The sequence below is a fragment of the Methylocella sp. genome (assembly GCF_044226135.1).
GTDB lineage: Bacteria > Pseudomonadota > Alphaproteobacteria > Rhizobiales > Beijerinckiaceae > Methylocapsa.
Genome location: NZ_JBGAHM010000057.1, coordinates 1 through 12,933 on the forward strand (window position 1 = coordinate 1; position 12,933 = coordinate 12,933).

Annotated in this window: 15 protein-coding genes and 1 pseudogene; 7 read left to right on the forward strand and 9 right to left on the reverse strand. The window is 69.9% G+C overall.

From position 1 onward, the window contains the following. Positions 1 to 821 (reverse strand): annotated as a pseudogene (locus ACILRB_RS15430) (hypothetical protein); the annotation flags it as partial. Between the two features lie 303 nt (positions 822 to 1,124). On the opposite strand from ACILRB_RS15430, the gene uppP reads away from it, so the two are divergent. Next, entirely contained in the window at positions 1,125 to 2,000 is an 876-nt protein-coding gene (gene uppP, locus ACILRB_RS15435) for an undecaprenyl-diphosphatase UppP (RefSeq protein ID WP_395667183.1), read from the forward strand. On the opposite strand, the gene fumC is transcribed toward uppP, so the two are convergent. From fumC to ACILRB_RS15450, 3 genes are all read right to left on the reverse strand, one after another. After that, a complete protein-coding gene (fumC, locus tag ACILRB_RS15440; RefSeq protein WP_395667184.1) occupies positions 1,978 to 3,405 on the reverse strand; it encodes a class II fumarate hydratase in 1,428 nt (475 codons plus the stop codon). The two genes, uppP and fumC, sit on opposite strands and share 23 nt — an antisense overlap. Positions 3,406 to 3,507: 102 nt before the next feature. Then, complete coding sequence (locus ACILRB_RS15445; protein WP_395667195.1) at positions 3,508 to 4,065, reverse strand: sigma-70 family RNA polymerase sigma factor; 558 nt, start codon at positions 4,063 to 4,065, stop codon at positions 3,508 to 3,510. Between the two features lie 83 nt (positions 4,066 to 4,148). Further along, on the reverse strand, positions 4,149 to 4,439 hold the full coding sequence (locus ACILRB_RS15450) for a NepR family anti-sigma factor (RefSeq protein ID WP_395667185.1): 291 nt from the start codon (positions 4,437 to 4,439) through the stop codon (positions 4,149 to 4,151). A 401-nt stretch (positions 4,440 to 4,840) separates the two neighbouring features. On the opposite strand from ACILRB_RS15450, the gene ACILRB_RS15455 reads away from it, so the two are divergent. After that, positions 4,841 to 5,665, forward strand: coding sequence for a response regulator (locus ACILRB_RS15455; protein ID WP_395667186.1), 825 nt, complete (start codon positions 4,841 to 4,843; stop codon positions 5,663 to 5,665). A gap of 162 nt (positions 5,666 to 5,827) precedes the next feature. On the opposite strand, the gene ACILRB_RS15460 is transcribed toward ACILRB_RS15455, so the two are convergent. The 5 genes from ACILRB_RS15460 to ACILRB_RS15480 form a co-directional block, all read right to left on the reverse strand. After that, entirely contained in the window at positions 5,828 to 6,436 is a 609-nt protein-coding gene (locus tag ACILRB_RS15460; protein WP_395667187.1) for a hypothetical protein, read from the reverse strand. Between the two features lie 60 nt (positions 6,437 to 6,496). Beyond that, positions 6,497 to 6,814, reverse strand: coding sequence for a hypothetical protein (locus tag ACILRB_RS15465; protein ID WP_395667188.1), 318 nt, complete (start codon positions 6,812 to 6,814; stop codon positions 6,497 to 6,499). A gap of 61 nt (positions 6,815 to 6,875) precedes the next feature. Further along, entirely contained in the window at positions 6,876 to 7,028 is a 153-nt protein-coding gene (locus ACILRB_RS15470) for a DUF3309 family protein (protein WP_395667196.1), read from the reverse strand. Positions 7,029 to 7,133: 105 nt separating this feature from the next. After that, positions 7,134 to 7,364, reverse strand: coding sequence for a hypothetical protein (locus ACILRB_RS15475; protein ID WP_395667189.1), 231 nt, complete (start codon positions 7,362 to 7,364; stop codon positions 7,134 to 7,136). 153 nt (positions 7,365 to 7,517) lie between these two features. Next, on the reverse strand, positions 7,518 to 8,759 hold the full coding sequence (locus tag ACILRB_RS15480; RefSeq protein WP_395667190.1) for a penicillin-binding protein activator: 1,242 nt from the start codon (positions 8,757 to 8,759) through the stop codon (positions 7,518 to 7,520). 447 nt (positions 8,760 to 9,206) lie between these two features. Between ACILRB_RS15480 and rsmI the strand changes: the two genes are divergently transcribed. The 5 genes from rsmI to ACILRB_RS15505 form a co-directional block, all read left to right on the forward strand. Beyond that, positions 9,207 to 10,187, forward strand: coding sequence for a 16S rRNA (cytidine(1402)-2'-O)-methyltransferase (rsmI, locus tag ACILRB_RS15485; RefSeq protein WP_395667191.1), 981 nt, complete (start codon positions 9,207 to 9,209; stop codon positions 10,185 to 10,187). Beyond that, positions 10,187 to 10,561 (forward strand): YraN family protein, encoded by a 375-nt coding sequence (locus ACILRB_RS15490; protein WP_395667192.1) that lies wholly within the window; start codon positions 10,187 to 10,189, stop codon positions 10,559 to 10,561. The genes rsmI and ACILRB_RS15490 overlap by 1 nt, the downstream gene beginning before the upstream one ends. A gap of 83 nt (positions 10,562 to 10,644) precedes the next feature. Continuing rightward, positions 10,645 to 11,613 carry an NrtR DNA-binding winged helix domain-containing protein gene (locus ACILRB_RS15495; RefSeq protein WP_395667193.1) on the forward strand — a complete coding sequence of 323 codons (969 nt, stop codon included), beginning with the start codon at positions 10,645 to 10,647 and terminating at the stop codon, positions 11,611 to 11,613. Positions 11,614 to 11,771: 158 nt separating this feature from the next. Beyond that, the gene (gene nadA / locus ACILRB_RS15500) at positions 11,772 to 12,719 is read left to right on the forward strand and encodes a quinolinate synthase NadA (RefSeq protein ID WP_395667194.1); all 948 of its coding nucleotides are present in this window, start codon (positions 11,772 to 11,774) and stop codon (positions 12,717 to 12,719) included. 41 nt (positions 12,720 to 12,760) lie between these two features. Next, the coding region (locus tag ACILRB_RS15505; protein WP_395667197.1) for an FAD-dependent oxidoreductase at positions 12,761 to 12,933 on the forward strand (173 nt) is incomplete at its 3' end.

Genomic DNA, 12,933 nt, shown 5'->3' on the forward strand with positions numbered 1-12,933 from the left:
GCAGTGAGCGCCGTCGCCGCGCCGATGCGCGCGTCGGCCGGCGCGGCGAGGGCGAGAAGCTGCGCCGCCTGGCCCGCCGCGCGGCGACCGTTCAGCTCGCGCAGGCCCTGGTCGAGCGCGCCCGCGCGTTCGGCGCTCGAAACGGCGACGATCAGCTCCGCGCCGAATGGCGCGCGCGCCGCGAAAGAGAGGCGAAAGGGCGAGGCCGCGACGACCGGCGGATCGTCGGGCAGCGGATAGAGCGTGCGGACGAGCCCGTCGCCGCCGACCGAAAAGACGACGAGCGCGCGCCCCGCGACGTCCTGCGCCTCGATCTCGACCGTCTCGCCGGCGCGCCGCGGCGCGGCCGGGCTGACGACGCGCAGCGGCAGGATCGGCCGCGGCTCGCCGCGCGCGAGCAGGGCGCCGAGGGCGAAGCGGTCGACGACGTCGGGAAGCTCGTCGAGCCCGAGGTCGCGGGCGAAGACGTCGCGTCCGGCGCGCACGAGCCGCGCCTGCGGATCGAACGTCAGGTCGGGGCCGGCCGAAGGCGCGACGATCTCGAACGGCGCGGCGTGCGGAAAGAGCTTCGCCAGCGCGTCGGCGTCGGCCCCCGCCGCGGCGACGCGCACGGGCGCGAGTTTTGGCGCGCGCTCAGACCCCGGCGCGCCGGGCCGGGAGTCGCGAAACGTCTCGATCGGGGCCATGTCCTCGCCGGGGTCGAGCAGGCGCACGCCGGCGGCCGCCGGCGCCACGAGAAGGGCGAGGGCGACGAGCGCGCCGGCCCCGCGCCGGCCCGGACCGGCGGAGGCGGAGCCGAAAGATCTGTCGCCGAAAGACAAGGGGCGTCCTCGCTGAAGCGTCTGGCCGGGACGCCGCGGGGCGCGGGCCTCGCCCGGGCCGTCGCGACGACGTCATCCTCGCGCCTGCATAAAGCATCGGCCGGAAACTTGCAGGCTTTTCGGCCGACGCTTAATGCCGGCGCGGGCGCGTGCTCGCGAGGCTGTGACCACGAAAATCCGGGCTCGAGGGCGACGTTCGCTTTTTCTTGACCAAGGCCCCGTTTAAGAAGCGGGGCGCGCCCTCAGCCCGCATGTCAAACCCTCGTCGGAGAGCCTTCTCCTCCAGCTCAAAGGATCAGCGCCATGGCTTCCGCCTGCACGGCCGGGCTCGACACGGGCTTCGTCGCCCTCGGTTATGGAAAGGTCGCCGTGCTCGGCGTGGTGCAGGGCGTCACCGAGCTGCTGCCGATCTCGTCGACGGCGCATATGCGCATCGTGCCTGCTTTTCTGGGCTGGCCCGATCCGGGCTCGGCCTTTTCGGCGGCGATGCAGGCGGCCGCGCTCGCCGCCGTGATCAGCTATTTCTGGTCGGACGTGCGCGGCATCGTCACGGGCTCGATCGGCGCGGCCCGGCGGCGCGACTTTTCGAGCTGGGACTTCCGCTTCGCCGTGTGGATCCTGCTCGCGACCCTGCCGATCGTGATCGCGGGCGTGCTGCTCTCGCCGGTTCTCAACGCCTGCGGCTCGCCGCTCAGGACGCTGACCGTCATCGGCTGGTCCTGCATCGTCATGGCCGCGCTGCTCGCGCTCGCCGAAATCTACGCCCGGCCGAAGCGGACGATCGAGCAGGCGCGGCTCTCCGACGCCATGGTCGTCGGCGTCGCCCAGGTCGGCGCGCTCATTCCCGGCGTGTCGCGCTCGGGCTCGACGCTGACGGCGGCGCTGTTCCGCGATTTCCGGCGCGAGGAGGCGGCGCGCTTCTCCTTCCTGCTCGGCCTGCCGGCGATCGCCGCCGCCGGCCTGCACGAGCTGTGGCATCTGCACAAGGCGGGGCTCGACGCGCATGGCTGGTCGATCCTCGCCGTCGGCCTCATCGTCGCCTCGATCTCGGCCTTCGCCGCAATCTGGGGCCTGCTGCGCTTCCTTGAGCGTTTTTCGACCTGGCCTTTCGTGATCTACCGCGGGCTGATGGGCGTGTTTCTGCTCGTCGCCGTGTTCAGGGGCTGGCTGCCGAACTGAGGGCCGCCTCGCCGAGCATCAGCTCGGGCCGCACCAGCGCGTCATAGGTTGCGGCGTCGACGAGGCCCGAGGCCAGGGCCTCCTCGCGCAGGGTCGTGCCCTTGTGGTGGGCGGCCTTGGCGATCGCCGCCGCCGCGTCATAGCCGATCTTGGGCGCGAGCGCCGTGACGAGCATCAGCGATCGCGACAGAAGCTCGCGGATGCGCGCCTCGTCGACCCTGAGCCCCTCGACGCAATGGGCGCGGAAGCTGTCGCAGGCGTCGGCGAGCAGGCGCGCGCTTTCGAGGAAGACGGCGATGATCACCGGCTTCATCACGTTGAGCTCGAAATGGCCCTGCGAGCCGGCGAAGCCGAGCGTCGTCTCATTGCCGAACACGCGGGCGCAGACCATGGTCACGGCCTCGACCTGCGTCGGATTGACCTTGCCGGGCATGATCGAGGAGCCCGGCTCGTTCTCGGGCAGGATCAATTCGCCGAGGCCCGAGCGCGGCCCGCTGCCGGCGAGGCGGATGTCGCTTGAAATCTTGTAGAGGCCCGAGGCGAGCGCGCCGAGCGCGCCATGCGCGAACACCAGCGCGTCATGGCTTGCGAGCGCCTCGAACTTGTTGGGCGCCGAGACGAAGGGCAGGCCGGTCGCGGCGGCGATCTTTTCGGCCATCGCCTCGCCGAAGCCCGGCGCGGCGTTGAGCCCGGTGCCGACCGCGGTGCCGCCCTGGGCAAGGCGACAGAGGCCCGGCAGGACCGCCGCGATCCGCTCGCGCGCAAAGGCGAGCTGCGCGACATAGCCCGAAAATTCCTGGCCGAGCGAGACCGGCGTCGCGTCCTGCAGATGGGTGCGGCCGATCTTGACCACGGCGGCGAATTCTTTCGCCTTGGCGGCGAGCGCCGCTTCGAGCCGCGCCACGGCGGGTTCGAGCGTTCCCGTCAGTTCGCGCGCCGCCGCGACATGCATGGCGGTCGGGAAGCTGTCGTTCGACGACTGTCCGAGGTTGACGTGGTCGTTGGGATGCACCGGCTTCTTCGAGCCGAGCGCGCCGCCGAGCGCGAGATTGGCGCGATTGGCGACCACCTCGTTGACGTTCATGTTGCTCTGCGTGCCGGAGCCCGTCTGCCACACCGACAGCGGAAACTCGGCGTCGAGCTTTCCCTGCTCGATCTCGAGCGCCGCGGCGGCGATGGCTGCGGCGAGCTCCTTCGGCAGGAGGCCGGCCTCGGCGTTGACCTCGGCCGCGGCGCGCTTGACGAGCGCGAGGGCGCGCACGACCTCGATCGGCATGAGATGATGGCCGATGGCGAAGAAGGCGCGCGAGCGCTCCGTCTGCGCGCCCCAGTAATGGCCGGCTGGAACCTCGATCGGCCCGAAACTGTCGCGCTCGACGCGCGTCGCCTGTGCGGCCTCGCTCATGTCCGTCCTCCGCGCGGACGCGCCGTCCGCTCCTCGAAGACGACGGCGGACGCCGCCGCTTTAGCCCCCGGAGGAATGTTTCGCAAAGCGTGTCGGCCGCGCCTACTCGCCGCCGCCGCGCGAATGGCGCTGGCCGGCGAGATGCGGGTCGATCGCCTGCCAGTCGCCGTCGTCGCCGAATTCGCTCGACGAGCTGATCGAAAGGAATTCGGAAAGCCTCGTGCGGGCGCGGTTGACCCGGCTTTTCATGGTGCCGACGGCGCAGCCGCAGACGCCGGCCGCCTCCTCATAGGAAAGGCCCGAGCCGCCGATGAGGATCAGCGCCTCGCGCTGGTCGGCCGGCAGGTGCTGCAGCGCCTCGCGGAAGTCGAGCATGTCCATGTGGCTGTTCTGCGCCGGCGCCGTGGCGAGCTTGCCGGCGATGGCGCCGTCTGAGTCCGCGACCTCGCGGCGGCGCTTGCGATATTCAGAATAATAGATGTTGCGCAGGATGGTGAAGAGCCAGGCGCGCAGATTGGTGCCTTCGACGAAGGAGCCAAGCTTGCTCCAGGCCTTGACCAGCGTCTCCTGCACGAGATCGTCGGCGCGGTCGAGATTGCCGCAGAGCGAGACGGCGAAGGCGCGCAGGTTGGGAATCACGGCGAGCATGTCGGCGGTCATCTGGGCGCTCGCCGCCGGGGCTTGCGCCGTTTCGAGCGAGTCGTCCTCGTCCTCCAGCAAGTCTCTCTGATCGACGGTCACTGCTAGTCCTTTTTCGCCTGAGGGGCGCCGGAGGTCTCGAGCTGGCGAAGCAGGTCGAGGAACCGGTCGGGCACGGGCTGGGACAAAACGTCATTGTAGGCGGTGCGCAGGCCAAGCCCGATCTGGTCGGCGAGGTCGGGCTTGGCCCGCGCCTTGCGCGGGACGCGTTCGCCGAAGGCCCCGCCGCAGCCGATCAGCTCGCCAAACTCCCTCGACGGAGCGGGCTCGGCGAAATCCTCGACCGCGGCCCCGTCCCCGCCGCTTTTCAGCGCTGCGACATCTGATTTAGTCACTTTGCTCACCATCTCAACCCTTGCCGCGGAATTCGGGGTTCCGCCATGATCGCCGTCCTGACATGATCGCCGTCCTGATCGCCGCGACGTTCGGGCCACGTTCGCCCGGGCCACGTTCGCCCGGGCCACGTTCGCCGACGTCCGCGGCGGGAGCGCGAAAGGCTTCGCGGTCGACCCTCCCGCGTAAGCCTCGAGCGCCACCCGAACCGGCCATGGCGGCGGCCCCCGCGCGCCGCCCATGCGAGCTCCGTCAAGCCTCGGCTCCCAACGTGGCGCGAGGCCGAAAGTTCCGGGCGCTGGAACCATTTCCGGAGGCTTGGCATTTCCCGGCAGGGATTCGCGCGGCGCCGCGGCGGCGGCCCGCCCGGTCCGGAAATTCACGCGCACAGAGGCGTAGATTGATGTCGATATCCCAGGCGATCTCCTCGCATATCCCCTATCTGCGCCGGTTCTCGCGCGCCCTGACGGGGTCCCAGGCGGGGGGCGACGCTTATGTCCTGACGACCCTCGAAGCCATCGTCGCCGACCCTTCCGAATTCGAAGACGGGGCCGACGTCCGCACGACGCTCTATCGCCTGTTCCTGACTGTCTGGCGCTCCGCGCCGGTCAACGCGCATGTCGACGAGGCGGGCTTTTCGAGCGACGAGCTCGGCGCCCACCGCAATCTCGAGGCGATCACCCTGCGCCCGCGCATCGCCTTCCTGCTCAGCTCGCTCGAAGGCTTCTCCACGCAGGAGGTCGCCGACGCGCTCGAATGCGCGCCCCAGGAGGCGGCCTCCCTCATCGACGCCGCCGGCAAGGAGATCGCCAACCAGATCCGCACCGACGTGGTCATCATCGAGGACGAGCCGTTCATCGCGCTCGACCTGCAAACCCTCGTCGAGGAGCAGGGGCATCGCGTCATCGCCGTCGCCCGCACCCATCGCGAGGCGGTGGAGGCGGTGACCCGGGAGCGCCCGGGCCTCATTCTCGCCGACATCCAGCTCGCCGACGGCAGCTCGGGGCTCGAGGCGGTCAACGAGATTCTCGGCTCCTTCTCCGTGCCGGTGATCTTCATCACCGCCTATCCGGAGCGCTTCCTCACGGGCGCTCCGCCCGAGCCCGCCTTCCTCATCACAAAGCCGTTTGGCGTCGACAGCCTGAAGGCGGTGATCAGCCAGGCGCTGTTCTTCGACCGCAAGTCGCACCGGAAAGACGAATCGAACGCCGCCGGCGCGCTCGTCTGAGCGCCGCGCAGGATCATTCGAGAGCGCCGCGCTTTTTTCGGAGGGCGCGGCGGTTCTTTCCAAAAAAGCGAACAGCGAAAAAAGAGGCCGGGCGCAAGCGCTCCGGCCTCTTCAAGTTTGGGGGAGACCGAAAGGCGCGGCTCGCGCCTCAAAACATCCTGTTCAAAACAGCTTGCGCTGCGATGTGAGCGTGCGTCCCAGGACCACGCCCGCGCCGGTCGCAAAGAGCACCAGCGCATAAGGGCTCAACTGCTTCGCCACCTGCGCGCCAGCCTCGACCGCCTGCGCCTCTTTGGCCATGCCGGCCTCGCGCATGGCGTCGGCGACAGGCGCGACGGCCGCGTCGATGTTGGCGGCGAATTGCGCCTTCGTCGGGCGCGCGGAAGAAGACCCCATGCTGAACAGCCGCGCCGCCGCAGCGCCGGGGCTCGCCTCGGCGCCCGGGCCCGTGTCGAACAGGCGCGCCGGCTCGGCGGCCGCGGTCGCCTGCGCTTCGACCTTCGCGTCGGCGCCCGTGTCGAGCTTGCGGAAGGCGAGCGAGAAGAACAGCAGCGCCAGCACGAGATAGATCGCCGCGACCGATCCCGCGGCGACGATCGGCGTCGAGACGCTTTCGACGTAGAGATAGAGATCCACCGTCAGAAAGGCCGAAGCGGCGACGGCGCAGCCGACCGCCATGACGACGAGCGCGAAAGCCTTGATCATGCGGCCGAACATGTCTTCGACCGGCTGCGCGGCCTCGCTTGCGAGACGTTTCAGATAGGCTTTCACGGGCTCTCCGTTTTTGCGCGCCTGCGCTTCATTCGCCCAGGATCCTCACGCTCCAGCGTTTCACTTGCCCCGGCTGATGAGGCCGATCACGAGGCCCGCCGCCATGGCGATCATGACGGCCATCAGGGGATTGCGCTCGATCGACGCCTCAAGCTCCGAGCTCGCGTCCGTGAGCTTGCCCCGGGCGTCGGACGCGCGGTCGGAGATCTTCTGCTTGGCGACGTCCATGACGCCGTAGACGGATTCTGTGGTGGACGACGCCTCGGCCTTGACCACCTTGGCGAGCGAGGCGGTCAGCTTCGCGACGTCGGCGCGAAGCGCGGCGAGGTCGGCGGCGAGATCCCTTGAAGCGTCTTCGACCGGTTTGGTGTCGATCATGTCCATGCCTTTGCGATGACGAAAAAGAGACGCCGGCCGAATACGGCCGGCGCAAGGAAGGCTATACGCCTCCGCGCGTCAAAATGACGATGATAAGAATGAGGACGACCACGCCCAGAACGCCAGACGGCCCATAGCCCCAGTTGCGGCTATAGGACCAGCTTGGGATGGCGCCGACCAGCATCAATATGAGGATGATCAGGAGAATTGTCATCAAGGACACGGAAAAAGCCTCCTTTGCCTCAAAGTCGAGCATTGAACGGAGGGGGGAAGGCTTTGGTTCCGCCTGTCCGCGGCGTTCCGCGCTCTGCTTTCGGCGTCAGACGCGCAGCGGCGGGGTCTGCGGGTCGGTCGGGTCCGGCGGGACGGGATCGACGATCGGCGGCAGGGGCGAATCGCCCGGATTTTTCACCGGCAGGGGAGCGGGATCGGGCGCGGGGATGTCGGGCCCCGGCGGCGGCTCGGGAAAATTGCCGGGCGTCACGTCGGGCCCGGGGGCGGGCGACGGCGGCTTCGGCGGCTGCTGGGCCCTGAAGATGTCGAACGTCACGCTCTGGCCTCCTGTGTGGAAGAAAAGCGGCCTAACGTCGACGGGGAGAGGCGGTTCCGCCTCCGCGGGCCGCGCCGCGCGCGCCTGCGCCTGTCGCGGCGCTCCGCGTGCGTCACGCCAGGCGGCCTCGCCGTTCCCGGGGCGACGTCCGGCTCACGACGCGCCGGCGAAGGATTTTGGCGCGGGGCTTACCGGCGTCGTGCCGCCGGGCGTCACCTCGAGGACCGCGAGGCCGCGCTCGTTGCCGCCCTCGGGCGTGAAGCGGAACACGCCGTCGGCGCCGTTGAAGCCCGCGCGGTTGGTCAGCACGCCTTCCGAATAGCGCTGCCCGCCCTGCGTGTGGGCCAGCGCCGCGGCGAGCGAGACGGCGTCATAGCCGAGCGTCGCGATGCGGGTCGGATCCGATCCATATTTGGCCTTGTAGCGGTCGACGAAGGCGTTGTAGCCGCCGTTCTCCGGCGCCGAGAACCAGGCGCCCTGAAGCGCCGGCAGCTTCAGCACGCGGGCGTCGTTCCAGAGCCCGGTGCCGATGATCTGCACCTTCTTGCCGTCGAGCCCGGCCGCCGTCAGCGCCTGCGACACGGCGGGCATGGCGTCGGCCTGCTCGGGGATGAACAGCGCGTCGATCTGGCCGCCGAGCGCGGCCACCTTGGAGGCCGCCGCCGCGGCGTCGCCCGGCCTGTAATGCTCGATCGCCATGACGCGCACGCCGTTGCGCGCCGCCGCCTGCTGGAACGCCGCCTCGGCGACGCGGCCGTAATCGTTCTCGGGCACCATGGCGGCCATCGACTTCTTGCCGCGCGTCGCGGCGTAGTCGATCACGCGGTCGACATAGGATTCGGGCAGAAACGACAGGAGATAGACGCCGCTCCCCGCCGAGGAGGAATCGGTCGAGAAGGCGATCACCGGCTTGCCCGACCCTCGCGCGACGCGGCCGACCTCGCGCACGTTCGGCGCGAACAGCGGCCCGATGACGAGGTCCGCGCCTTCGGCGACGGCCTCCTGCGCCGCCGCCCGCGCGCCGTCGGGCGACGAATGGTCGTCCTTCACGATCAGGGTGATGTCGTCGGCGCCGGCCTCGGTCATGGCGAGTTCGGCGGCGTTGCGCAGCGAGGTCCCGACCATGCTCGGCGCGCCCGACGACTGCGTCAGCGGCAGGACGAGGCCGACCTTGACCGGGCCCGAGCCGATCTTCTGGCTCGGCGTCGCGGGGGCGGGCGCGGCCGGCGGCGCCGCCTGCTGCGCGACCGGCCCGACGGCTGGAGCGCGCAGCGTCGGCCCGTTCGAGGGGCCGCAGCCGGCGAGCAGGGCGGCGAGCCCTGCCGCGACGCAGGGCGTCAGCGACGCGCGAAGCCTCGACCCCGGGGCAGAGCGGGCGCGCGGCGCAAAACTCATCGAACCCATCTCCCCAAGCCGTTCATCCAAGCCGTTCAATCCAAGCCGTTCAATCCACGATCACACATGCGCGAGGCGGGTCGGGCGACAGCCTCGCGACAGCTTCAGGCATATCATTGCGCTTGACGCAAGCCATAGCATGTTCCGCAAAAACGCGCGCGGGCGCGCGAAAGGGGGCGTTCGTCGTCCCGCGCCGCCGCGGGCAAGACCTGCGCAGGGGACCTCCCTTGTGCGCGACGCCCGGCGCGCAGGACGCTTGGCGCGCAGGACGTTTGGCGCGCAGGACGTTTGGCGCGCAGGACGTTTGGCGCGCAGGACGTTTGGCGCGCAGGACGTTTGGCGCAGTTGTGCGCCCCTGCGGGAGAGGTGTTGCGTGAAGGCGCTGGCACGTTCTATAAACAGAACATATTTTATGGAATAACGAACGTAGCTGCGGGCGGAACCGGCATGAGCATCGGCGATTCGGAACGCTTCCCCAACCCCAACCCTCCCGCCGGCCCGGGCGAGCGGGGCGGCGGCGCCTTCACCGCCTTCGGGCTGCGCGCCGAGGCCGAGCCGATTCGCAAGGGCCTTCATGTGGTCGCGACGCCGATCGGCAATCTGGGCGACATTTCCTTCCGCGCGCTCGCGACGCTCGCCGCGGCCGACGCCGTGATCGCCGAGGACACGCGCGTCACCAAGACGCTGCTCGCCCATTACGGCATCGCGACGCCGCTCGTCGCCTATCATGAGCACAACGCCACGGTGATGCGTCCGCATCTGATGGCGCGGCTCGCGGCCGGGGCGGCGCTCGCGCTCGTCTCCGACGCCGGCACGCCGCTCGTCTCAGATCCCGGCTACAGGCTCGTCTCCGAGGCGCTCGCCGCCAATGTCGAGGTCATTTCGGTGCCGGGGGCCTCGGCCGTGCTCGCCGCCCTCGTCGTCGCCGGCCTGCCGACCGACCGTTTCTTCTTCGAGGGGTTTTTGCCGCCGAAGTCGGCGGCGCGGCGCGAGCGCGTCGCCGAACTCGCCGCCGTTCCCGGCACGCTGGTGTTTTTCGAATCGCCGCGCCGCGTCGCCGAAATGGTCGCCGACCTCGCCGTCGTGCTCGGCCCGCGCGACGCGGCGCTGGCGCGGGAGTTGACCAAATATTACGAGACCGTGCGCCGCGCCCCGCTGCCGGATCTCGCCGCGGCGCTCGCGGCGGAAGGCCCGCCCAAAGGCGAGATCGTGGTGCTCGTCGGCCCGCCGCAGGCGCGCGAGGCGGCCGACCCCGCGCGCGTCGACGCGCTTCTGGCGGAGGCGCTCGAAAAACATTCGGTGAAGGACGCCGCCGCCGTGGTCGCGGCGGCGACTGGCGAGCCGCGCCGCAAGATCTACGCGCGCGCCATCGAACTTTCGCGCGGCGGGCCTCCGGGGCCGGCGCGGCGCGGGGAGGAGGGGGGCTGATGCGCACGGCGTCGGAGCGTCTCGCCGCGCTGCGTCGCGGCTTTCTCGCCGAGCAGGCGGCGATCCTGCTTCTGCGCCTCAAATTTTACGCGATTCTCGACCGCCGCTATGCGGTGAAAGGCGGAGAAATCGACATCGTCGCCCGGCGCGGCGCGACCATCGCCTTCGTCGAGGTGAAGGCGAGGGGCGAGATGGACCGCGCGCTCGAGGCGGTCACGCCCGCAAAGCGCCGCCGCCTCAGCCGCGCGGCGCGCGTCTGGCTCGCCGCCCATCCGCAGGCGGCGGTCCTGACGCTGCGCGCCGACGCCGTGTTTTTCGCGCCCTGGCGCTGGCCGCGTCATTTGCCGGCGGCGTTCGAGCTCGACCTTGGCTGAGCGCGCGCCGCGCGCCGATTGGCGAAATCGCCTCCGCCCCTTAGACTAGGCCGACTTGTGTTGAACGTGTCGAACTTCGCAAAATGCGCCCCCTCGAGCTTGAGACCATCGCCGCCGCCGAACCCGCCGCCGCGCCCGGCGTGGCGGTCGAGCTCATCGCCGTCATCGTCGCGGTGACCAACGGCGACCCGCGCGTGCTCACCATCGAGGACCAGATCGCCCTGCCGTCCGGTCCGTTCCAGGTCGGCCACCGGTCCCTCCAGTCGGGGCTGCGCGCCTGGGTCGAGCACCAGACCCGGCTGCCGCTCGGCTATGTCGAGCAGCTCTACACGTTCGCCGACCGCGACCGCGCCGAGGCCGAGCGCCAGACGATCTCGATCAGCTATCTCGGCCTCACGCGCGAGCAGCGCGCCTCGGGCGTCGCCGAGGCGGGGTGGGGCAGCTGGTACGCCTATTTTCCATGGGAGGATCATCGCGAGGGGCCGCCGCCGCTGGTCGCCGCCGTCCTTGAGCCGAAGCTGCGCGCCTGGATCGCGGGGACGCCCGACGCCGAGCTGCGCGCGCGCCGCCTGCAGCGCGCCGCGATCACTTTCGGCCTTGAGGGACGCCCGTGGAACGAGGAGCTGGTGCTGCAGCGCTATGAGCTGCTCTACGAGGCCGGGCTGACGGCCGAGGCCGCCCGCGCCCGCGAAGGCGCCGCGCGCGCCGAAGCGGAGGCGGCGGGCCGCGCCATGGTGCTCGACCATCGCCGCATTCTCGCCACCGGCATCGCGCGTCTGCGCGCCAAGATCAAATATCATCCCGTGGTCTTCGAGCTGATGCCCGAGACCTTCACGCTGCTGCAGCTCCAGCGCTGCGTCGAGGCGCTCGCCGGGCGGCTCGTCCACAAGCAGAATTTCCGCCGCCTGATCGAGCAGCAGGACCTCGTCGAGGAGACGGGGGCCGCCGCGCAGGACACGGGCGGCCGGCCGGCCAAGCTGTTCCGTTTCCGCCGCGCCGTCGTCGCCGAGCGCGCGGTCGTCGGCACGAAGCTGCCCATTTCAAAGTCTTGACAAAACTTATGCTCATCCCCAGCATATAACGCAATAATGCTCAAGGGGAGTATAAGCCGATGGCTTCGCCGGCGGAAACTGCGCGTTCGATGTCCCGCGGCGACGCCGCGCTCAAAAGCCGCCGCGCGCCACATGACCGGGCGCCCGCGGCCCGCGACATGTACGCGCGCGTCCAGCATGCGATCCCGGCCATCGAGTGGCCCGTATACGCAGCCGAGATTGACGCGATCATGACGCTCAAGCGCCAGCGCAACGCGGTGGTGCTGGCGCATAATTACCAGACGCCCGAGATTTTCCACTGCGTCTCCGACATCGTCGGCGACAGTCTCGCGCTTGCGCGCGAGGCGATGAACGTCGAGGCCGACGTGATCGTGCTCGCGGGCGTGCATTTCATGGCCGAGACGGCCAAGCTCATGAATCCCGAAAAGACAGTGCTGATCCCGGACATGGGGGCCGGCTGCTCGCTCGCCGATTCGATCACGCCCGAGGACGTGCGCCGCCTGCGCGCCAAACATCCGGGCGTGCCGATCGTGACCTATGTCAACACCTCGGCGGCGGTGAAGGCCGAATCGGACGTCTGCTGCACCTCCGGCAACGCCAAGGAGGTGGTGGAGTCGCTCGGCGTTCCGCGCGTGATCATGATCCCGGACGAATATCTCGCCCGCAACGTCGCGGCGCAGACGAATGTCGAGATCATCGCCTGGAGCGGCCATTGCGAGGTGCATGAGCTCTTCACCCCGGCCGAGGTGCGCGAGCTGCGTGAGGATTATCCGGGCGTGGTCGTGCTCGCCCATCCGGAATGCGCGCCCGAAGTGGTCGCCGAGGCGGATTTCTCGGGCTCGACCGCCGCCATGCAGGCCTATGTCACGCGCGAGAAGCCGGCCCGGCTCGTGCTGCTCACCGAATGCTCCATGAGCGACAACATCGCGGTGCTGAACCCCGATCTCGATTTCGTGCGGCCCTGCAACCTCTGCCCGCACATGAAGCGGATCTCGCTGCGCAACATCCGCCGCGCGCTCGAGAACATGGAGCATGAGGTGACGATCGATCCCTCCGTCGCCGAGGCCGCGCGCCGCTCCGTCGAGCGCATGCTCGCCGTCAAGTGACGCGCAAGGCCGGGTCTTCTTCTCGAATCGGAACGCACGCCATGGACGCGACGGGGGCTTGCATCATCATCGGCGCGGGGCTCGCCGGCCTGTCGACGGCGCTCGCGCTCGCGCCCGCGCCGGTCGTGCTCCTGAGCAGGGACGTGCTCGGCGCGCAGTCGTCGAGCGTGCTGGCGCAGGGCGGCGTCGCCGCCAGCGTCGGCCCGGACGACGA

Coding starts and splice junctions, on each gene's coding strand:
- uppP (WP_395667183.1), top strand. CDS start 1,125: ATGGCTTCCGCCTGCACGGCCGGGCTCGACACGGGCTTCGTCGCCCTC.
- rsmI (WP_395667191.1), top strand. CDS start 9,207: ATGAGCATCGGCGATTCGGAACGCTTCCCCAACCCCAACCCTCCCGCC.
- ACILRB_RS15480 (WP_395667190.1), bottom strand. CDS start 8,759: ATGAGTTTTGCGCCGCGCGCCCGCTCTGCCCCGGGGTCGAGGCTTCGC.
- ACILRB_RS15465 (WP_395667188.1), bottom strand. CDS start 6,814: ATGATCGACACCAAACCGGTCGAAGACGCTTCAAGGGATCTCGCCGCC.
- ACILRB_RS15495 (WP_395667193.1), top strand. CDS start 10,645: ATGCGCCCCCTCGAGCTTGAGACCATCGCCGCCGCCGAACCCGCCGCC.
- fumC (WP_395667184.1), bottom strand. CDS start 3,405: ATGAGCGAGGCCGCACAGGCGACGCGCGTCGAGCGCGACAGTTTCGGG.
- ACILRB_RS15445 (WP_395667195.1), bottom strand. CDS start 4,065: ATGACCGCCGACATGCTCGCCGTGATTCCCAACCTGCGCGCCTTCGCC.
- nadA (WP_395667194.1), top strand. CDS start 11,772: ATGTACGCGCGCGTCCAGCATGCGATCCCGGCCATCGAGTGGCCCGTA.
- ACILRB_RS15470 (WP_395667196.1), bottom strand. CDS start 7,028: ATGACAATTCTCCTGATCATCCTCATATTGATGCTGGTCGGCGCCATC.
- ACILRB_RS15455 (WP_395667186.1), top strand. CDS start 4,841: ATGTCGATATCCCAGGCGATCTCCTCGCATATCCCCTATCTGCGCCGG.
- ACILRB_RS15490 (WP_395667192.1), top strand. CDS start 10,187: ATGCGCACGGCGTCGGAGCGTCTCGCCGCGCTGCGTCGCGGCTTTCTC.